14 protein-coding genes and 3 pseudogenes are annotated in these 19,182 nt (G+C 69.5%); 13 read left to right on the plus strand and 4 right to left on the minus strand.

Annotation, left to right across the window (positions count from 1 at the left end; genetic code table 11):
* Window positions 1-318: 318 nt before the first annotated feature.
* Window positions 319-1,134, plus strand: a complete 816-nt coding sequence (locus tag ACFYP5_RS32340; protein ID WP_389042461.1) for a DUF899 domain-containing protein — start codon at window positions 319-321, stop codon at window positions 1,132-1,134.
* A gap of 264 nt (window positions 1,135-1,398) precedes the next feature.
* Window positions 1,399-1,809: a hypothetical protein gene (locus ACFYP5_RS32345; protein WP_389042463.1), complete on the plus strand. Its 411-nt coding sequence runs from the start codon at window positions 1,399-1,401 to the stop codon at window positions 1,807-1,809.
* 473 nt (window positions 1,810-2,282) lie between these two features.
* On the opposite strand, the gene ACFYP5_RS32350 is transcribed toward ACFYP5_RS32345, so the two are convergent.
* Entirely contained in the window at window positions 2,283-2,636 is a 354-nt protein-coding gene (locus tag ACFYP5_RS32350; RefSeq protein WP_389042464.1) for a VOC family protein, read from the minus strand.
* Window positions 2,637-2,839: 203 nt separating this feature from the next.
* Here ACFYP5_RS32350 and ACFYP5_RS32355 point away from each other — a divergent pair, with 203 nt between their 5' ends.
* Both ACFYP5_RS32355 and ACFYP5_RS32360 read left to right on the plus strand, forming a co-directional pair.
* Window positions 2,840-3,460, plus strand: coding sequence for a methyltransferase domain-containing protein (locus ACFYP5_RS32355; protein WP_389042465.1), 621 nt, complete (start codon window positions 2,840-2,842; stop codon window positions 3,458-3,460).
* A gap of 393 nt (window positions 3,461-3,853) precedes the next feature.
* A complete protein-coding gene (locus ACFYP5_RS32360) occupies window positions 3,854-4,369 on the plus strand; it encodes a hypothetical protein (protein ID WP_389042466.1) in 516 nt (171 codons plus the stop codon).
* A 131-nt stretch (window positions 4,370-4,500) separates the two neighbouring features.
* Here the strand turns inward: ACFYP5_RS32360 and ACFYP5_RS32365 are convergent.
* Window positions 4,501-5,106 (minus strand): annotated as a pseudogene (locus tag ACFYP5_RS32365) (substrate-binding domain-containing protein); the annotation flags it as partial.
* A 57-nt stretch (window positions 5,107-5,163) separates the two neighbouring features.
* On the opposite strand from ACFYP5_RS32365, the pseudogene ACFYP5_RS32370 reads away from it, so the two are divergent.
* The 3 genes and pseudogenes from ACFYP5_RS32370 to ACFYP5_RS32380 all read left to right on the plus strand — a co-directional run.
* Window positions 5,164-5,298, plus strand: a pseudogene (locus ACFYP5_RS32370) (sugar ABC transporter permease); the annotation flags it as partial.
* A gap of 61 nt (window positions 5,299-5,359) precedes the next feature.
* A complete protein-coding gene (locus ACFYP5_RS32375; RefSeq protein WP_389042468.1) occupies window positions 5,360-5,605 on the plus strand; it encodes a hypothetical protein in 246 nt (81 codons plus the stop codon).
* A gap of 179 nt (window positions 5,606-5,784) precedes the next feature.
* Window positions 5,785-6,837: pseudogene (locus tag ACFYP5_RS32380) on the plus strand (transposase); the annotation flags it as partial.
* 171 nt (window positions 6,838-7,008) lie between these two features.
* Here the strand turns inward: ACFYP5_RS32380 and ACFYP5_RS32385 are convergent.
* Window positions 7,009-8,214 carry an MFS transporter gene (locus ACFYP5_RS32385; RefSeq protein ID WP_389042470.1) on the minus strand — a complete coding sequence of 402 codons (1,206 nt, stop codon included), beginning with the start codon at window positions 8,212-8,214 and terminating at the stop codon, window positions 7,009-7,011.
* Between the two features lie 59 nt (window positions 8,215-8,273).
* On the opposite strand from ACFYP5_RS32385, the gene ACFYP5_RS32390 reads away from it, so the two are divergent.
* From ACFYP5_RS32390 to ACFYP5_RS32405, 4 genes are all read left to right on the plus strand, one after another.
* A complete protein-coding gene (locus ACFYP5_RS32390) occupies window positions 8,274-9,272 on the plus strand; it encodes a DUF5937 family protein (RefSeq protein WP_389042472.1) in 999 nt (332 codons plus the stop codon).
* Window positions 9,273-9,525: 253 nt separating this feature from the next.
* Window positions 9,526-10,299, plus strand: coding sequence for a recombinase family protein (locus ACFYP5_RS32395; protein ID WP_389042474.1), 774 nt, complete (start codon window positions 9,526-9,528; stop codon window positions 10,297-10,299).
* Between the two features lie 161 nt (window positions 10,300-10,460).
* Window positions 10,461-12,551: a DUF4139 domain-containing protein gene (locus tag ACFYP5_RS32400; RefSeq protein ID WP_389042476.1), complete on the plus strand. Its 2,091-nt coding sequence runs from the start codon at window positions 10,461-10,463 to the stop codon at window positions 12,549-12,551.
* 8 nt (window positions 12,552-12,559) lie between these two features.
* Window positions 12,560-14,122, plus strand: a complete 1,563-nt coding sequence (locus tag ACFYP5_RS32405) for a mucoidy inhibitor MuiA family protein (RefSeq protein ID WP_389042478.1) — start codon at window positions 12,560-12,562, stop codon at window positions 14,120-14,122.
* Between the two features lie 135 nt (window positions 14,123-14,257).
* Here ACFYP5_RS32405 and ACFYP5_RS32410 read toward each other — a convergent pair whose 3' ends face one another.
* A complete protein-coding gene (locus ACFYP5_RS32410; protein ID WP_389042480.1) occupies window positions 14,258-14,686 on the minus strand; it encodes a Fur family transcriptional regulator in 429 nt (142 codons plus the stop codon).
* A 608-nt stretch (window positions 14,687-15,294) separates the two neighbouring features.
* Between ACFYP5_RS32410 and katG the strand changes: the two genes are divergently transcribed.
* Window positions 15,295-17,484, plus strand: coding sequence for a catalase/peroxidase HPI (katG, locus tag ACFYP5_RS32415; RefSeq protein ID WP_389042482.1), 2,190 nt, complete (start codon window positions 15,295-15,297; stop codon window positions 17,482-17,484).
* A 633-nt stretch (window positions 17,485-18,117) separates the two neighbouring features.
* Window positions 18,118-19,167: a LacI family DNA-binding transcriptional regulator gene (locus ACFYP5_RS32420; protein WP_389042484.1), complete on the plus strand. Its 1,050-nt coding sequence runs from the start codon at window positions 18,118-18,120 to the stop codon at window positions 19,165-19,167.
* Window positions 19,168-19,182: the final 15 nt, after the last annotated feature.

The following is a 19,182-nucleotide window of genomic DNA, read 5'->3' on the forward strand; positions in this document are numbered from 1 at the left end:
GGTGGCCAAGGACATCGCGAGGACCAGCGACGTACGAGGTCGGGCAGCAGCCCACGCAAGCATGGCTCGAGGACGTTCGAGTGCTTCGCAGGTGATCCCGGTGCTGCTCTCCGGAACCGGGCCGAGATCACGCCGGGCGGGCCGAGTCGCAGCGCTCGGAGCGCTGTCTGTGAACTTGTCGGACCGACGCGGTCCGTGCAGGCTGGGCCGAAAGGCGCCCCTGCCGCGATGAGTTCCGGCCGGATCGCGAGTCTGTTCTGGTGAGCGCCGTAGGACGTCGTACGGCGCTGCCCGGCACGAGACACCACGGAGGACACCATGACGACCACGCCCGGCAACGCGAGCAACCACCTCCCCGGAAAGCCGCCGGTCGTCGACCTGGCCACCTGGCAGGCGGCGCGCGAGAAACTACTGGTCCGCGAGAAGGCGCACACCCGTGAGGGCGACGCGATCGCTGCGGAACGACGGCGGCTGCCGATGGTCGAGCTCGACGGCACGGTCGAGGTCACCGGCGTCGACGGGCCGGTCCCGTTCCTCGACCTGTTCCAGGGCCGCGACGAGCTCGTGGTCTACAAGCACATGTGGCACGACGGCGCACCGCACCAGGGGCAGTGCGAGGGCTGCACCACCACAGCCTGGCATGTGAAGGACGCCGTCTACCTCAACGCCCGGGGCGTCTCGTTCGCCGTCCTGACCTCGGGCCCGTGGGACGAGGTGGCTCCCTACGTCGAGTTCATGGGTTACACCCAGCCCTGGTACTCGGTGCGGGACGTGGAGGCGCCGGTCGGCGAGGAAATGGGGCACATCGTCTGTTTCCTGCGCGACGGCGACCGCGTGTTCCTCACCTACTCCACGACGGGCCGTGGCAACGAGCCGGTCAACGGGTCCCTCAGCCTGCTCGACATGACGCCCTACGGCCGCGGCGAGGCGTGGGAGGACAACCCCGAGGGCCGGCCCGTGATCGGCGCGGTCCGCGAGGGGTACCCGTCCGAGGGCGGCCAGGCCTGCTGGTACTGGCGCTCGGACGCCGACGGCGTCGCCACCTGGGGCCCGACCAGCCGGCCCGTTCCCCAGTGGACCCGCCCCGGCGCGACCCCCGTGGAGACCCTCGGCCGCCAGGGCCACCACCACTGACACATTCTCTTCGGCGGCGTCGGCAAGAGATACGACCGACGGGCAGTGGGCGCCGCTCCCGGCGGCATGGGGCATCGGCGGGCGCGGGGGCAGGCCCGCGAGATGCGACCGGCGCCTGGTCCCGGTCTTCTGTCTGGTCCGCGGTGAGATCGCCAGGTCGGCCGCCTGTCGGCCAACCTGGCGCCGCATCAGACCGTCCACGCCCTGCGCCGCCGGGGGATCCGCACGTGAGGCTCGACGAGGCGCGGCCGTCCCTATGATGGTGTGCTGACCAACGCCGTCGCCGTATACCCGATCTGGCCCGGCATCGCCGCGTTCATCCATGCAGAGGACCTGCCCATGCCCATCCGCCGGATCGCCGCTCTGGCCGCGGTGCCCGCGACCCTCCTGCTCCTGGTTTCATGTGGGAGCAGCACAGTGCACGGCACCATAACCGAGAAGGAGTACAAGCCCGCCCGTACCACCTGGACCACGGAGGCGGTCACGAAGAAGCAGTGCTCCACGTCTCGTAGCGGGGGCAAGACCAAGAGGTCGTGCCACTCCGTGCAGACCGGTACCCATCGCGTCCCGCACCGCCATCCCGCGTGCTGGCAGATCGAACTGGACGACGACGCACACGAGTTGTGCATCGCGAAGGCCCGGTGGGACAAGGTGCGCGTCGGCGACCGGTGGTGAGCCACCCAGATCGGGCCCGGATGGCCGGCGAAGTCCGCGTACGACACCCCCGCGATCGGGGTCGGGTGCGAAGGCGCAGGCCTGGTCGCTGCGGAACGGCGAAACCAACGGGGCCGGCATCGGCCTGATCCGGCCGATCGCCCGGCCGATCATGGAGGGCCCGGCCGGGAGATCGCGCCGGGAGTCTCGTGGGTCGAATGGGTGCGCGCGCGGTCCAGGGTGACCAGCAGTCGGTCGGTGAACACCGACGCGTATTTCGGCCCGGCGCCGCCGGTCACCGTGGCGCCAGGCCTGCGGCGCCCTGACTCGCATCGTGCCTCCCGCCACGGCGCGAGTCGGGTGACAAGCTCGCCAAGGTGTCCCCGTGACGGCCTGCGGAAGGCTGCACGGGACATGGCCGCACGGACCTGGCCAAGGTGCACACCTCGACAGCCGCGTGGGTCACCAGCGTCACCACCTGCGTCAGGACGCGGTCAGGCGGGCTGCCACAACTCGATCCGATTGCCCTCAGGATCGGTGACCCAGCCGAATCGACCGACACCGTCCATGTCCTGCGTCTCTTCGGCCACGTCCGCTCCCTTGGCTCGCAATTGCGCGAGCATCGCATCCAGGTCACGGACCCGGAAGTTGAGCATGGTCTGCTGGGTGCGGGACCCGAAGTAGTCGGTCTCGGACTCGAACGTCGCGAACACCGTCGGTCCGGCTCCCGGACGCCACAGGCCGTTCTCATCGGCGTCCAGGCCCAGGCAATCGCGATACCACGCGCCCAGGGACCCCGGGTCGGCGGCCCGCATGAAGTACCCACCGATTCCAAGTACACGTTCCATGCCCGCCATCTTGCCAGGGTGACGATCGGGCAGGTCGGCACCACACCATCGCCCGCTTCACACCTGACTCGATCGCGGGGCAACTCGTCGGCGTCCCCTGTTCCAGGAACTCCCTGAGGCCGGCCGTCAGCCGGGCGACGTCCTGGTCGGGGGCGGGAAAAACGTTCGCCCATCCTCACCGCGGGTGGCTAACGTATGTCGCCGTGAACTTCGAAGATCCCAAAGACCTGGTCCGGCGCGGGTACGACGCGCTCTCCCTCCGCTATGACCAGGCGTACGGCTCCGAGACGAAATACCGACCGTGGATCAGCGAACTGATCGGTCGGATCCCGACTGAAGGCACGGTGCTGGATCTGGGGTGCGGGAGTGGGGTACCCGTCGCCCGGACCCTGACGATCGCAGGTCATCGTGTGACAGGCGTCGACATCAGCGAGGTGCAGATCCGCAGGGCACGGGAGCTTGTGCCCCAGGCCGAGTTCATCCGCGCTGATGCTACGGCCGTGGAGTTCGAACCGTCGTCGTTCGACGCGATCGTCTCCTTCTACTCACTGATCCACATCCCCCTCGATGAACATTTTCCACTGCTGGAGAAGATCGCCGGATGGTTGCGTCCCGGCGGTTGGTTCCTGGGCACCACCGGCAACCGGGCCTGGACCGGCATCGATGAGGACTGGCTGGGTGCTGGAACACCCATGTGGTGGAGCCACGCGGACGCCGCCACCAACCGCGCCTGGATCACTCAAGCCGGCTTGGTCGTCGAGCAGGAAGAGTTCGTACCTGAGGGCGATGGCGGGCACGCTCTGTTCTGGGCCCGCCGCCACTGAGAGAACTCGTGGTATCCAAAGGGCTGACGGCTCCAGTCGGGGCGAACCGCTCCTCACTCGATCGCGGCGTCCTGAGGACCAAGGGCTGTCCTATGTGGGTCGTGCACCGGCGTTCATGGATGCAGAGTCGTCCCCGGCAGCCTCAGGGCGGTTAAATGCTCAGGTGGTGAACTGGGCGCAGATGTACGACTGCTACGGGGACGTCGATCGCGTCCCCGAGCTCCTGGCGCGTGCCGAGCGCGAGGACGATGCAGAGGTGTGGGATGAGCTGGGATACCGGCTGATCCTCGAGTGCGACTTGGTGTTCCCCGCCAGTTTTGCCGCACTGCCGCGTCTGGTGCGTCGAGCGTCGCGGAGCCCGCGGGCCCGCGGGCTGGCCGGGGCTATCGTCCGGTGCGCGCAGCAGGGGGCCACGGCTGCGACGATCTGCTGGCGGGCTGTGCCGAAGCGATCGCGGAGTTCCGTGAGCTACTGGAGCGGCACCTGCGGTCACGGCCGGACGACTACCTCACGACCTTCCGCGACTTGGTAGCGGTCGAAGGGCACTACCACTGGAGTGCGGTCCTGGGGGACTTCTCGGACGACTTTTACCACGTCGCCTGCCCTCACTGCGCTGTGGAGGTGACGATCGCCATCGGCGGTTACGGACGCTATTCAGCGATTCGGGACTGGAACCTGGGCGACGTCGACCGACGTGACCTGCGACCGGCGTCCCCCGAGGTGCTCTCCGGCATTGGTCGCTGGATGCACGAGACGGCCGTCCGCGATGGGGAAGTTGTGCTCGCCGACGGAATCGCCCATCTCTTTGGCCAGGCGGAATGCCCACGCTGTGCCAGCGTCTTCAACATCGCAGATGATCACCCGGCGGTGACACTGCTACCGCCCGCCCCGGCCCACACGCCTCGGTAGATACGGCTCCAACCGAGCCCATTCGTCATCAGAGAGATCACCCCGACCCCACGCCGACCGCAACGATCCGCCACAGGGCGAGTCACGCGACCCATCGGACAGGACCTGGTCGGAACCCCGATCCGGTTCGGTCACCGCCTGTGGCGATCACGAGCAGCAGACGGCGGGGCAGTACTGTCGCGGACCACGAGCTTTGTAGGTACGAGCGTTGTGCCGTGTTCCGCCCCGTCATGGCGCATCCGCCGCAGTACACCCTCGACGCACAGGCGTCCCACTTCGGCGAAGTCCTGGTGAACCGTGGTCAGCGGAGGCAGGAAGGAGCCGGCCTCGGGGATGTCGTCGAAGCCGATGACGCTGACGTCATCGGGAATCTTCCGGCCTCGCTCGTGCAAGGCCCGCAAAAGCCCCAGCGCCATCTGGTCGTTGGCGGCGAACACCGCCGTACATTCCTTCTCGTCGGCAAGTTGCACACCTGCCCGATAGCCGGACTCCGCAGACCAGTCGCCTCGCACGACGCGCGGCAGGACACAGCCCGCCTCGGCGAGTTCGGCGCGCCAGGCATCGGCACGGCGTTGTGCCGCAAAGGACTCCTCGGGACCGGCCAGATGCCAGACCGTGCGATGGCCGAGGTCCAGCAGGTGCCGCACCGCAGCACGGGCTCCCCCGGCCTGGTCGGTGTCGACCACGGTGTAGCGGTCGCCCGCGTCCGAGTCGGCGACGACGATTCGTCTTCCTGGCTCCGATCGCCTATTCGATCTACCTGGCCGGACCGGATGGCCGGGTATGGCCGCAGGGGTGCCGGGCAGATCCGCGTGATCACCGCCATCAAGCTCCCCGCCATCCGTGGCGCCCTTGTCATCGCGACGATCTTCTCGATCATCGGCACCTTCCAGCTGTTCAACGAACCGAGCATCCTGCAGAAGCTGGCGCAAGGACTGGCGCGAGGCGGTCGTCGATGACAAGGGCAAGGTCGAGCGCATCCCCTACGAGTTGTGCGTCCTGGTCGCCCTGCGAGACGCGGTCCGCCGCCGCGAGATTTACGTCGAGGGTGCCGCCCGCTGGCGCAATCCGGAGGGCGACCTGCCCGGCGACTTCGAGGCCACCCGCGCCGTGCACTACGCCGCGATCCGCCAGCCGCTGAACCCGAGGGCGTTCATCGCGGACCTGAAGAAGCGCATGACTGCGGCCTGGACCGGCTCTCTGCCTCGCTCGCGGAGGGCAGCGCGGGCGAGGTGAAGGTCACCACCCGCAAGGGCGAGCCGTGGATCACCGTTCCGAAGCTGGAGCCGCTGGCCGAGCCCACCGGCCTGGCGGCCCTCAAGGAGGAGGTCGCACGCCGCTGGGGTGTCCTGGACCTCCTGGACGTGCTGAAGAACGACGACTTCCTCACCGGTTTCCCCGAGGAGTTCTCCTCGGTGGCCGCGTACGAGCGCATCGAGCGTGACGTCCTCCAGCGCCGCCTGTTGCTGGCCCTCTTTGCCCTGGGCACGAACATGGGCATCCGCGCGATCGTGGCGACCGGCGAGCACGGTGAGAGCGAGGCAGCGCCGCGGCACGTGCGGCGGCACTTCATTACCGTCGACAACCTGCGGGCCGCCGTCACCAGGCTGGTGAACTCCACCTTCGCCGCCCGAGACATCGCATGGTGGGGCCGCGGCACGGCGTGCGCGTCGGACTCGAAGAAGTTCGGGTCTTGGTCCTCGAACTTCATGACCGAGTACCACGCCCGCTATGGCGGCAACGGCGTAATGATCTACTGGCACGTCGAGCGGAAGAATGTCTGCATCTACTCCCAGCTCAAGAGCTGTTCGTCGTCCGAAGTCGCGGCGATGATCGAGGGCCTGCTGCGGCACTGCACGGACGCCGAAATCGAGTCGAACTACGTCGACACGCACGGTGCGAGCGTCGTCGGGTTCGCCTTCACCGAACTGCTCAACTTCCGCCTGCTACCCCGGCTGAAGAACATCGGCAGCATCCGCCTGTACCGCCCGGAGGACACCCCGCCCGGCTGGCCGACGCTCGGCGCCTCGCTGACGCGGCCGATCCGCTGGGAGCTGATCGAGCAGCAGTACGACCAGATGGTCAAGTACGCCACCGCGCTCCGGCTCGGCACCGCCGAGGCGGAGCAGGTACTGCGGCGCTTCACCCGCGGCGGCCCCAAACACCCCACCTACCAAGCTCTGGAAGAACTCGGCCGCGCGGTGCGCACGATCTTCGCCTGCGACTACCTCGCCAGCCCCGGACTGCGCCGCGAGATCCATGGCGGGCTCCAGGTCGTGGAGAACTGGAACAGCGCGAACACCGTGCTGCACTACGGCAAGGACGGCGCCTTGACCGGCCCGGACAAGGAGCACGCCGAGACGTCGATGCTCGCCCTGCACCTGCTCCAGTCAGCGCTCGTGCACGTCAATACCCTGCTGGTGCAGCAGGTCCTGGCCGAACCTACGTGGGCGATGAAGCTGAGCGACGAGGACCGGCGCGGCCTGACCGCGCTGTTCTGGTCGAACGTCAACCCGTACGGCACCTTCCGCCTGGACATGAGTAAGCGCCACGACCTCGGGCCGACCGCTGCCGGCCCTGCCCCCGCACACCGGCGGATGCCGTCGGCCGGTCGGCCACGACGATGTGATGAAGGGCTTTCAGGGTGTGGGCGACAGCGTTCGCCAGGACATCAGGGCGGCGATGGCCGAGGCCGCGCCGGCCAGTGTGACGACCAGCGCCGGGGCCGCGACTTCGCCCAGCGCGCCTCCGGCTGCGGCAGCCGGGCCCTGCAGCGTCATCGTTCCGGTCAGCAGCAGGCCGAACGCCTGACCACGCTGCGTCTCGGGCACCGCGTCGAGGAACCTGCGGGCCAGTGCGAGCTGGTAGGCGACGCCGAAACCGGACGCTGTCAGAAGGATGGCGGCGTATGCCGGTGCGGGGTGCAGCGCGAATCCCAGCAGCGGCAATCCGAGGGCAAGTGCGAGGGGGCGGGCCAGCCGCTCCCGGCTCGCAGGGCGTACTAGGCGGCCCACGATCAGGTTGCCGGCGAACATCCCGGCGGCGACCGCTGCGAACAGCAGACCGGCCGCGTCAGGCGCGCCGACCTGCGCGGCGTACGGGACCAGCACGCCCTCAGCGCCGACCATCAGCGCCGGTGTCAGCCATTGCGCCAGCAGCAGCGCCCGGACCGCAGGCCGGCGCAGCAGCGCCCGGTTCACCTGCCAGGTCTCGCTGATGCCGGCCGAACCGCTGGTGCGGCGGCGTGGGTGGTGGGACAGGCGCAGTTGCAGCAGGCCTGCCGAGGCCAGGCAGGTTGCGGCGGTGATCCAGAGCGCGCCTGGCGCGCCGACAGCGGCGATCAGTATGCCGCCGGCGGCGAAGCCGAGCACTTGGGTGCCGCCGGCTGTCATGGAGAAGACGGCACGGCCGAGCACGTAGCGGTCGCCGTCCAGCAGGTCGGGCAGAAGGGCGGTGCGCGAAGCGGAGGCGACGGCGCTGGGGACACCCGTGACGAACACCAGTGCCAGCATGGCCGGTACCGGCAGTAGACCGGCGGCAAGCACGGCGCTGACCGCGGCGCGCAGCACTTCGTAGCCGATCATGACGGTGCGCGGTGGCCAGCGGTCGGCGAAAGCCAGCAGCAGCGTGCCGCCCAGGGCATAGGGCAGGAAGCCTGCCGCATACGCCAGCGCCGACATCAGCGGCGACCCGGTTACCGCATAGACGGTCACGGACAGGGCGAGCATCCGCACCGTCTCGCCGATCAGGAAGAGCGTGTAGCTGCCGAACAGCACGCGGAACTGGCCCACCGCGAATACCTCGCGGTAGGTGGCCGGGCGTGGCGCGACGGACGTGGTGTTCATGGCCGACAGCATCACGGCAGCCCGGCCACGGTGGCTATGCTTTCGTGTGGAGGCAAAACATGCTGGCCATCGAGGTGGGACCCGTTGATGTGGCGCGTACCCGCTACGCGATCTCGCCGCTGGGCGAGGCGATGCAGGCGCTGCGCGTCGCAGCCGGCGTACAGTCCGCCGGCCCGCTCCGGCCGTGGGCCAAGCGCATCGCGCCCCAGTACGAGCAGCTGCGCCGGCAGATGCCCGCGGTCGGGGCGCTGACGGCGCTGTTCCGCCGCGGCGGCTACAACGCCGACTTCATCCATCCGCCGCCGTCCGCCTCCGGTGGCGACTTCGCCGCTGAGCTCGCCGCCGTGCGCGCCACGCCGCTGCGCCGTGCACGGCTGGAACTGGCCCGCAACCTGGAGGGACTGCGGACGCCGCCACGCTACGTGCAGCGCATCCTCGACGCGCCGGACGTCGTCACCCAGCTCGCCGACGCGCTCGCGGCGAGCTGGCAGGCGCTGGTCGAGCCGGACTGGCCGCGGCTGCGGGCGGTGCTGGAGCGTGACCTGGTCCGCCGCGCCGGGAACCTGGCGATGGACGGCTGGGCGGCAGCTCTGTCCGATCTCGACCCGCGGGTGAGCTGGTGCTCCGAGGGTCAAGCCGGAACCATCGAGGTGCGCACCGGCTCGCGTATCGAGTGGGACCGGCACCGGCTGGCCGGCAAGGGCCTGCTGCTGATGCCAACGGTATTCGGCACTCTGATCAGCTACGTCGAGCCGCCATGGCCCTACGCCCTGGTCTATCCCGCCCGGGGCATCGCAGACCTGCTCGGCCCAGTAGCGCGTGCACCGGGTGGTGAGGCCCTGAGCCGACTGGTCGGCCCGCGCCGCGCGGACGTGCTGCGCGCGCTGGCCGTGCCTGCAACGACGACGCAGCTGGTCGCCCAGTTCGGCCTGAGCCTAGGCACCGTCGGCGGTCATCTGGCAGTACTGCGCGATGCCGGCCTCGTCACCCGCACCCGCACCGGCCGGGCCGTCCGCTACGAGCACACGCCGCTGGGCGCGGCCCTGGCGGCCAACTGAACGCCACCGTGCGGCCCACCTGGCCGCCCGCCGGTGTTTCATAGGTGGTCGCTCATGAAACACCCGGCCGGGCGGTCGTCCACCTGCTGCAATCATGTTTCATGAGTTGTTGCAAACGACTAGACATCTGAAACACCCTCATGAAACAGTATGGGTCGTGAGTGACGCCTTCAAGCGTGTGGAATCGCACGATTGCCCGATGTCCACCTGCGCCGCGCCGGCGGGCTCCCCGTGCCAGACCGGGAAGGGCAGGGTGGCAATCCAGTACCACACCGCCCGCTTCCGCCTGGTGCCCCAACTCGCCAAGGCCCTGAGCGTGCCGACTCCCGCCGTGCGCAAGCCGGGCTCGGCGTGGACCGAACTACCCCGGCCCGTGCGCGCCGGCGCCGAACCGGTCGGCCACGTCCGCCTCGGCTACGCCCGCGCCTCGACGGCCCGGCAGTCCCTGGACGCACAGCTCGACTCGCTCGGCGAGGCCAGAGTGACACGCATCTTCTCGGAGAAGATCTCCACCCGCGCCACCAAGCGCCCCGAGCTGGAGGCCGCCGTGAAGCTCGCCGGAGAGATCCGCTCCTCCGGCGTCGCCGTCACCCTCGTCGTGCACGAACACAAGCGGCTCGGCCGCGGCATCGAACTCGCCATGCTCGCCGAGGAGCTGAAGGCGAGCGACGTCGGCCTGGAGTTCCTCACCGGAGAACTGAAGGCCTCGCACGACCCGTCCGGCATCGTGTTCACCGTGCTGGCGGCCATGTCCGGCATGGAGCGCGAGTACATCCGCGACCGCACCCTCGAAGGCCAGGAGTCCGCCCGCAAACGCGGCAAGACCATCGGCGGCGCGGGCGTCACCGACGAGTCCATGCTCTCCATGGCCCTCCACCTGCGTGACCAGGAGATGAGCCTGCGCGACATCGCCAAACGGCTCGTCATCACTACTGGCATGAGGAAGGGTCGGCACCCCTCGCCCGCCACCGTCATGCGGATGCTCCGTGAATACGACGAGCAGGCCGCCATGACGGCAAGCACGTGATCACCCCGCTACTTTGCGGCTGGTGTCTGAGCTAGGACACCGGGGCCGTCATGGCGCATTCTGGTGGACAGCCGAGAGTCCCGCAACGAGCGGTGATCGCGCGCGCAGACCGCCCGGGCGTAGTCTTCGCTCAGCATGGACGCGGCGGGGGGGCGGAGCGCATGACGGCTGAGTCGATACCGCGGTGGGGGTCGGCCCTCGATGCGGTAGTGGTGTACGCGCAGGGCGCTGTCTGCCGACGGCTGGCCCGGGGCAGCGTGCCGCCTGACGGCCGGGTGCGGGTGACGGGACTGCCCCGCTCGCTGGACCCGGGCTCGCTGCGGGCCCGCGTCCTGGGCGCCCCCGGGGTGCGCGTCACCGAGGCCCGGGTGGAGGTCGAGGCCGAGCCGCTCGGCACGGGCACGGCCGACGAGTTGCGGCGCGAGGTCGAGCGGCCGAGCGACGAGTACGCGGCGGCGCAGGGACGCCGGGACCGGCAGCTGAGCCTGATCGAGGAGGTCGGGGCTCTCCACCCGGTCCCACCCGCCCGCAGGCGCGAGGACCCGCACCGCCGTACCCCGGTCGATGCGTGGCTGGAGCTCGCCGGCTTCGTCGACGAGCGGCTGACGGGTCTGCACAACCGCCTCGTTGAGCTGGAGGAGGCCCTGCGCAACGTCGAGCACGAGCTCACCGTTGCCGCGGACAGGCTCGCCCGCGCCTCCACCGACACGCCGTCAGCGCACGTGGAGACCGCGGTCTGCGCGGTCCTGACCCTCGGCGGCACCGGTGATGCAGAGGTGGAGCTGGAGCTGGAATATGGGGTGCCGGGCGCCGTCTGGGTACCGGCCTACCGTCTCACTCACCGTCAGGGCGACGGCAGCGGCCGTCTGGTGCTGCGCGCCTCGGTCGCGCAGCGGACCGGCGAGGACTGGACCGGCGTGCGCATCGCCCTGGCCACCGCCGATCTTCGTCGCCGCACCGACCTGCCGAGGCTCCGCTCGATCCGGATCGGACGCAGTCAGCCCGCCCCCGCGCCGTCCGGCTGGCGGGAGCCCCCTGCCGGACTCGTCGACCTGTTCTCCGGTTACGACGCGGCCGGCCCCGGCCCGGCCCTCGCACCCACCGTCGGCGCCGGCTCCGTGCCCATGGGGGTCGCGGGCGGCTCCACGGCCGGTCCCGTTCCGCCACCGCCCCCGCCGCCGGCACCGCAGAGCTACGGCGGTCCGCCGGCCGCGGTCCCGGTGCCCGGCGGTGCAGGCGGCGCTCCCCCGGAAGACCTCGGCGGCGGGATGCCCACCCTCGCGCAGCCGGCCGGGGCGCGACCGGGCAACAGGCCGCGTTCCGGTGGTGGGTCCTTCGCGGGTGCCCCCGCCGCCATGGCGCCCGCGGCTCCTGGCCGGGCTGCGCCGCCACCCCCTCCGGTACCGGTAGCCGGTCCGCCGCAGCCGAGCGGCGCCGAGCTCGACTATGCCGCCCTTGTTCTGTGCGGCCCCGATGAGCAGGGTGGTCGCAGAGGCCGACTGTTTCCCGACTCTCCCTTTGACCCAGTGGCCGCCGAGTACCGCCGCCGCGCCGAAGCGGTGGCCGCGCTGCCATTGCCCGGACAGGCCGTGCGGCCCCGTGAGTCGGCGGGTTCCTTCGACCACCGATTCGATGCCACCGCCCGCGCCGACATTCCGTCGGACGGCACCTGGCACACCGTCACCGTCGGCGAGATCCCGGTCGGCCTGCGTACCGAGTACCTCTGCGTGCCGTCCGTGGAGCAGACCGTGTACGCGACGCTGGTGCTCGCCAACGCCACCGACCAGGCACTGCTGGCCGGCCCGGTGGAGGTCACCGTCGACGACGACTTCCTGCTGACCGCCGCACTGCCCACGCTTGCCCCCGGCGGTGTCCGCCGGGTGGGGCTCGGGCCGGCCGAGGGCATCCGGGTCACCCGCCGTACGAACCTGCACGAGTCGACTTCCGGTCTACGCAACAACACCACCGTGCTCGATCACCGCGTCCACGTGGAGCTGGCCAACCGGCTCGCACGGCCCGTCACCGTGGAAGTCCGCGAGCGGGTGCCGGTCACCTCCGATCCGGACGTCCGGATCGAGGAACGGGCCGACTGGACGGCACCCGAGGAAGGCACGGGGCCCGATCGCCATGTGCCGGGAACCCGCGTCTGGCGCCTGGAACTGCCCGAAGGCGCCACCGCCGCCCTCGACGGGGGCTACGAGATCCGCATCCCGACCGGCAAGGCCCTGGCCGGCGGCAACCGCAGGAGCTGACACACGCCATGTCCACGGCCCCGAAGCCGATCGCCCTCCCTGTCACCGCCGTCACGTGCCTCGAGGATCGTGCCCACATCGAGCGCGACGTCGTGCTCGACCTGGAGGCCGGGGTTCAGCGGCTGCGTCTCGGGCCGGTCAGTGCGCTGGCCGTCGACCGGACCCTCCATGCCGAGCTGACCGCCGATCACCCCGCGACCGTGCTCGACGCACGGATCGTCCGCAGCTGGACACCGCGCGGGCCACAGCCTTCCGCCGACGACGACTCCGCTTTGCGCCACCGTGTACACACCCTCGAAGAGGAGCAGCTGGACCTGGGGCAGCGACGTGACCGGCTGCAAGTGCGCCTTGACCTGCTCGGCCGGCTCGCCGCCGATCTGCTGCGGGAGATCGGCGAAGGCGCCGGCTCCGGCGAGACCGAGCTGTCCCGCTGGGCCCGCGAACTGGACCGGGTGGACGACGAACGCGACGCGCACGGCGAGCAACTCCGCGCAGTGGAAGCCCGGCTGGCTGCACTCGCTGTCGAACTCGGGGAAGCCCAGCGGGCCATGTATCTCTCCGAGGAGGAGCCCGCCGAGCTGGTCGGTCATATCGAGTTGACCGTGGAGACCGCGGTCGCCGGGCCGGTCGGGCTGCGCCTGAGCCACCTCACCCCGTGTGCACTGTGGCGGCCCGCCTACCGGGCCGTGCTCGACGGGGACTCCCTGACACTGGAGACCGACGCGATGGTCTGGCAGCGCACCGGTGAGGACTGGTCGGACGTACGGCTGACATTGTCGACGGCCCGCTCAGCGCTGGCCACCGATCCGCCACGGCTGGGCGAAGACCGGCTCACGCTCAAGGACCGCTCCGCGGCGGAGCGCCGCACGGTCGACGTCGAGCTGCGCGAGGAGGAGATCGGGGCCCTCGGCCCGGCCCCGGTGCTCGGCCTGCCGGGGGTGGACGACGGTGGTGAGACGCGGGTGCTGAGATCCTCCGCGCCGGTCTCGGTGCCCGGTGACGGCCGCGCCCACCGAGTGCTGCTCTCCGCATTCACCACGGCCGCGCGCAGTGAGTACGCCTGTTCACCGGAGTTGTCCCCCTTGGTCACCCAGGTGGTGCAGCTCGACAACCTGTCCGGTCACGCACTGCTCGCCGGGCCCGTGGACCTGGTCCGCGGCAGCGGATTCAGCGGCCGTGGCACGCTGGACTTCACCGCCCCCGGCGCCCCCGTCGAACTGGCCTTCGGCAGTTGCGACGACTACCGGGTGGTCCGGCATGTCGAGGAGTCCCGCGCATCCGCCGGTATCACCCAGCGGACCGTGGTCACCCGCACGGTCCGGCTGCACGTGTCCCGGTTCTCCGCCCCCGGGGAGCACGACCAGCGGGTGGTCGTCCTTCGGGAGCGGATCCCGGTCTCGGAGGTCTCGGCGGTGGAGATACGCCTGCACAAGGATTCGTGCTCCCCGGCGCCCGACGTGGTCGACGCCGAGGGCATCGCCCGCTGGGCCATCACTCTCCCGCCCGGCAGCCGCCGCACGCTCTCCCTGGTCTACGAGCTGTCGGCGAGCGCCAAAGTCACCGGGCTCTGAGTTCGGCAGAGGCGCGCTGGGCCGGACCGGACCGCCGCTCCGGACGGCGTCTGCGGCTCGGAACTGGGCGCGCTTCACCCCACCGGCATCATCCGGGCCGTACGTCGATGCCCGGCAGTGACGCACCGGCCTGGATCACACTCGCGGCAGACCGGCGACACAGGCGGGGCAGAGCCCCCGGTAGGTGATCTGGACGTCGGACACCGCGAAGCCGAAGCGCTCCTCCGCCGGGAAGTCGGCCAACGGGTCGCCGGCCGGGTGGACATCGCGGATGGTGCCGCAGTTGGAGCACACCAGGTGCTGGTGAGGGCGGTGGGCGTTGGGGTCATAGCGTTTGGCGCGGCCGTCGGTGGAGAGCTCCATCACCTCGCCGAGGGAGACCAGTTCGCCCAGGGTGTTGTAGACGGTCGCCCGGGAGATCTCGGGCAGCCGCTCCGCCGCGCGGACGAGCACCTCGTCGGCCGTGAGATGCACATGATCACCGTCGAGGACCTCCGCAACGACACGTCGCTGGGACGTCATCCGCCAACCACGCCCTCGCAGTCGCTCCAGCAGGCCACTCATATCGGTTCACCTGTTCAGGTTCGATGGGACAACGGAAGTTCACCGGCCGATGTCCGGCTCTTGTCGGAAAGCGGATGAGGTGACCTTCTGATCCTGGCCTCCGACCTTAACTGCGGTGATGCCGGCAGAGCCAGCTTCACACACGTCGTGGCGAGGACGCCTCTCCGTAACGTGTCAGACCGTCATCTGATCTTCCAATTCTGCTCGTCATGTCAGCGGGTGAGCAGGATGATGAGAAAAGGCCGCCTCTCTCACATTTCTCAGAGGCCGGGAAAGCCATCAGCCGCTGAGCCGGAGACCGGACCCCAACGTATTGGGCTTTCGATTTCTTGTTGCCAGGGATGCTCTGCGTGTTCGCGTAGCAGTGCGGTCCTCGGTGCGCGACCATACGGACGCCGAATCCGCACAATCATCGGCGTCGTACGCGAGGAAGAGTTCTTGGCGACCGAAAGCGCGACGTGGCCGGCCGACGGGCCCGGCAGGCGTCCGGCCGGCGGGCGTCATGGCGTGCCACGAGCGCGGGTCGCTGCGCTCGACACCAGGAACTGCGAACAACGTCGAGAGCAAGAACCAGCAGAAGGAACACCGAGACAGGAAGAAGGACGGACGTGTCCGGCAGCGAAAGCGAGAACCCGGCGATCCCCTCCCCGGCCCCCACGCGAACCGGCCCCAGGACGAACCGGGACTGGTGGCCGAATCAGCTGGATCTTCAAGTGCTCCACCAGCACTCTCCTCGATCCAATCCACTGGACGAGGATTTCAACTACGCAGAAGAGTTCGCGACCCTCGACCCCGACGCACTCAAGCAGGACGTCTTCGAGGTGATGACGACATCGCAGGACTGGTGGCCTGCCGACTACGGCCACTACGGCCCGCTCTTCATCCGGATGAGTTGGCATGCCGCGGGCACGTACCGAATCGCCGACGGACGGGGCGGTGGCGGCTCCGGCGCTCAGCGCTTCGCCCCCCTCAACAGCTGGCCCGACAACGCGAGCCTGGACAAAGCGCGCCGTTTGCTCTGGCCGATCAAGCAGAAGTACGGCCGGAAGATCTCCTGGGCCGACCTCCTGGTTTTCGCCGGCAACTGCGCCATGGAATCCATGGGTTTCAAGACGTTCGGGTTCGGCTTCGGACGAGAGGACATCTGGGAACCCGAGGAAATCTTCTGGGGCCCTGAGGACACATGGCTCGGAGATGAGCGCTACACCGGCGACAGGGAACTCACCGGTCCTTTCGGTGCCGTGCAGATGGGACTGATCTACGTCAATCCGGAGGGGCCCAACGGCAACCCGGATCCGATGGCTGCCGCCAGGGACATTCGCGAGACGTTCGGGCGTATGGCAATGAATGACGAGGAGACGGCTGCCCTCATCATCGGCGGCCACACGTTCGGCAAGTGCCACGGTGCGGTCGATCCCGAGTACATCGGTCCGGAACCCGAGGCCGCTCCGATCGAGCAGCAGGGACTCGGCTGGAGGAACACCTACGGCAGCGGCAAAGGCGCAGACGCGCTCACCAGTGGGCTCGAAGGCGCATGGACCTCCGAGCCGACGAAGTGGGACAACGGGTACCTGGACAACTTGTTCGGCTACGAATGGGAGTTGACGACGAGCCCCGCCGGCGCGAAGCAGTGGACTCCCACGGATCCCTCGGCCAAGGGCAATGTGCCTGATGCTCACGATCCGTCGAAGAGGCACGCGCCCATGATGCTGACGACGGACCTGTCGCTGAAGTTGGACCCGATCTACGGCCCGATCGCGAAGAGCTTCCACGAGAACCCGGAAAAGCTCGCAGTAGCGTTCGGCAAGGCGTGGTACAAGCTGCTGCACCGCGACATGGGACCCCGCTCGCGCTTCCTCGGTCCGTGGATTCCCGAGCCGCAACTGTGGCAGGACCCCGTCCCCGAGGTCGACCACGACCTCGTCGGGGAAGAGGACAGCGCCACCCTCAAGGACAGGATCCTCGCCTCGGGACTGTCCGTCTCCCAGCTGGCCACCACCGCTTGGGCATCGGCGGCGAGCTTCCGCGGCACCGACAAGCGTGGTGGGGCCAACGGGGCACGGATCCGGCTCTCGCCGCAGAGGGACTGGGAGGTCCACGACCTGCCCGAGGTGGCTGAGGTGCTGCAGACCCTTGAGCAGATCCAGCAGGACTTCAACGGCTCGCAGGCCGGCGGAACGAAGGTCTCACTCGCGGACCTGATCGTCCTGGGCGGGTGCGCGGCTGTCGAGCAAGCCGCGAAGAACGCCGGGTACGACATCTCGGTACCCTTCGCACCGGGGCGCACGGACGCCTCGCAGGAGCAGACGGACGTGGAGGCGTTCGCCGTGCTCGAACCCAGGGCGGATGGCTTCCGCAACTACCTCCCGGCGGGAGAGAAGCTGTCCCCGGAAACTCTCCTCCTGGACCGTGCCAACCTGTTGACACTCACCGCTCCCGAGATGACGGTTCTGATCGGCGGCATGCGGGCCTTGAACACCGGATTCGGGCGATCGCCGCATGGCGTCCTCACACACCGGCCGGAGGCACTGACGAACGACTTCTTCGTCAACCTGCTCGACATGGGCACGGAGTGGAAGGCGTCGACTTCGGACGCGAACGTATTCGAAGGTCGGGATCACCCCACGGGCGAAGTGAAATGGACAGCCACCGCCGTCGACCTCATCTTCGGTTCCAACTCCCAGCTCCGCGCCGTCTCGGAAGTCTACGCAACCGGGGACGCGGGAGAGAAGTTCGTCCGTGATTTCGTGGCAGCGTGGGACAAGGTGATGAACCTGGACCGGTTCGACCTGCGCTGATCCTGATGTCCCGGTCGGCCGCGCAGCGCCGGCCGGGACATCCTCGGAATCCGGGCAGCACATTGACGAGCGAAGCTGCCTCTTCCGCACGCAGGCACTGCTGGACAGCCTCCTGGAGGTCGGCTCCGACCGCCTGCCGTTCCCTGTCGATCAACCGTGCGAGTCGTCGATGACGAGTTCCCTCCTGGTTCGACGAGCGCCCTGTCGACGAGACCGGGCGTGTGAAGATCGACCGCACTCCGCCACTCTCACGACGCGCGTGGGTCGTGCTCCCCGCGGCCGTCCCCGTCGGCCGCGGCGTGGGCTCCGTAGTCGAAGTCGGGGAACCGGCTGTGCATCTCCACGACCCGCGCTTCCTCCGACGATCGCTCGGCGGCCGGCCCAGAGCGCCACCCGGCGGCCGCCCGGCCGGCATCGGACGCCGTGACCGTGCGCGCCGCATCTTCGTCGGCAGCGCGTCGCGGAAGGCCGGCATCGCCGCCCTGTTCGTCGGTACGGGCGCATGCCGTCCCTCCGCCCCCTCCGTCCCTTCCCCCGAACGACGCCCGACCATAGGCTGATCGCGCTTTCGGGCAGGTCACACGGCTTGCCGGATGCGCAGGGTCAGGGATACAGGAGAGGCAAGGCAGCACCATGAGTACTCCGACGGTGTACGACGTCGCCGAGCAGTCCGGCGTCTCCATCGCGACGGTTTCGCGCGTGTACCGCAATCCCGACTCCGTACGCGCCTCCACCCGGGAACGGGTGCTGGCCGCCGGTCGCGAGCTCGGTTACGTGCCCAGCGGCAGCGCCCGGGGACTGGCCAGCCGTACGACGGGAGTTCTCGGCCTCTACTTCCCCGACATCCACGACGCCGTCGCCGAGAGCATACCGACGCCGGACGACACCGAGCTGATGCTCTATTCCGACCAGGTGATCCGTGGCATGGAGCGCGCCGCCCGGCGGCACGGCTACGCACTCCTGATCGCCGCGGCGCACCCGGAACGCACGAGTGAGCAACTCGCCGAGGTCGCCGGGCGGGTGGACGGGCTCGCCCTGCTGGCCCAGACCGGCATAGCGAGCGAGGACCTGGAGGTCATCTCGAGACGGCTGCCCGTCGTCATGCTCGCCGGGGACCGGGAAGCCGACCACGACCACATCGAAGTAGCGAACTTCGACGGCCAGTTGGAGCTCACCCGGCATCTGATCGCCGACCATCGCCTGCGCAGACTGGCTTTCATCGGCGGCCCTTCGAACTCCCCCGACGGCGAGGCCCGCTTCCGCGGATTCCAGGCGGCCCACCTCGAGGCGGGGCTGCCGCTTCCGCAGCAGCCCGATCTGCGGGGAGATCTGACCCAGGACGCGGGCCGTCGTGCCGTCGAGGCGCTCCTCGGCCTGTCGGGGCAGCGCCCCCAGGGACTGGTTCTCGCCAATGACCAGATGGCCGTGGGAGCGCTGTATGCGCTGGCGTCGCACGGCATCGACGTGCCGGGCGACATGGCCGTGACAGGCTTCGACGGGATCCCCCTGAGCCGGGTCGTGCGGCCCGCGCTGACGACCGTACGACAGCCGATGGGCCGGCTCGGCCAGGAAGCGGTCGAGCTGCTCGTCGCCAGGATCGCGAACCGTCAACGAGCCGGGGTGGCACGGGTGTTGCCGGTGACGCTGATACGGCGGGCCAGTTGCGGCTGCGCGATGCCGTGAGCGTCGCAGCCATCG

The organism is Streptomyces sp. NPDC005262, from assembly GCF_042872425.1.
Lineage (GTDB): Bacteria > Actinomycetota > Actinomycetes > Streptomycetales > Streptomycetaceae > Streptomyces.

Coding starts and splice junctions, on each gene's coding strand:
- ACFYP5_RS32340 (WP_389042461.1), top strand. CDS start 319: ATGACGACCACGCCCGGCAACGCGAGCAACCACCTCCCCGGAAAGCCG.
- ACFYP5_RS32350 (WP_389042464.1), bottom strand. CDS start 2,636: ATGGAACGTGTACTTGGAATCGGTGGGTACTTCATGCGGGCCGCCGAC.
- ACFYP5_RS32385 (WP_389042470.1), bottom strand. CDS start 8,214: ATGAACACCACGTCCGTCGCGCCACGCCCGGCCACCTACCGCGAGGTA.
- ACFYP5_RS32390 (WP_389042472.1), top strand. CDS start 8,274: ATGCTGGCCATCGAGGTGGGACCCGTTGATGTGGCGCGTACCCGCTAC.
- ACFYP5_RS32400 (WP_389042476.1), top strand. CDS start 10,461: ATGACGGCTGAGTCGATACCGCGGTGGGGGTCGGCCCTCGATGCGGTA.
- ACFYP5_RS32405 (WP_389042478.1), top strand. CDS start 12,560: ATGTCCACGGCCCCGAAGCCGATCGCCCTCCCTGTCACCGCCGTCACG.
- ACFYP5_RS32410 (WP_389042480.1), bottom strand. CDS start 14,686: ATGAGTGGCCTGCTGGAGCGACTGCGAGGGCGTGGTTGGCGGATGACG.
- ACFYP5_RS32420 (WP_389042484.1), top strand. CDS start 18,118: ATGAGTACTCCGACGGTGTACGACGTCGCCGAGCAGTCCGGCGTCTCC.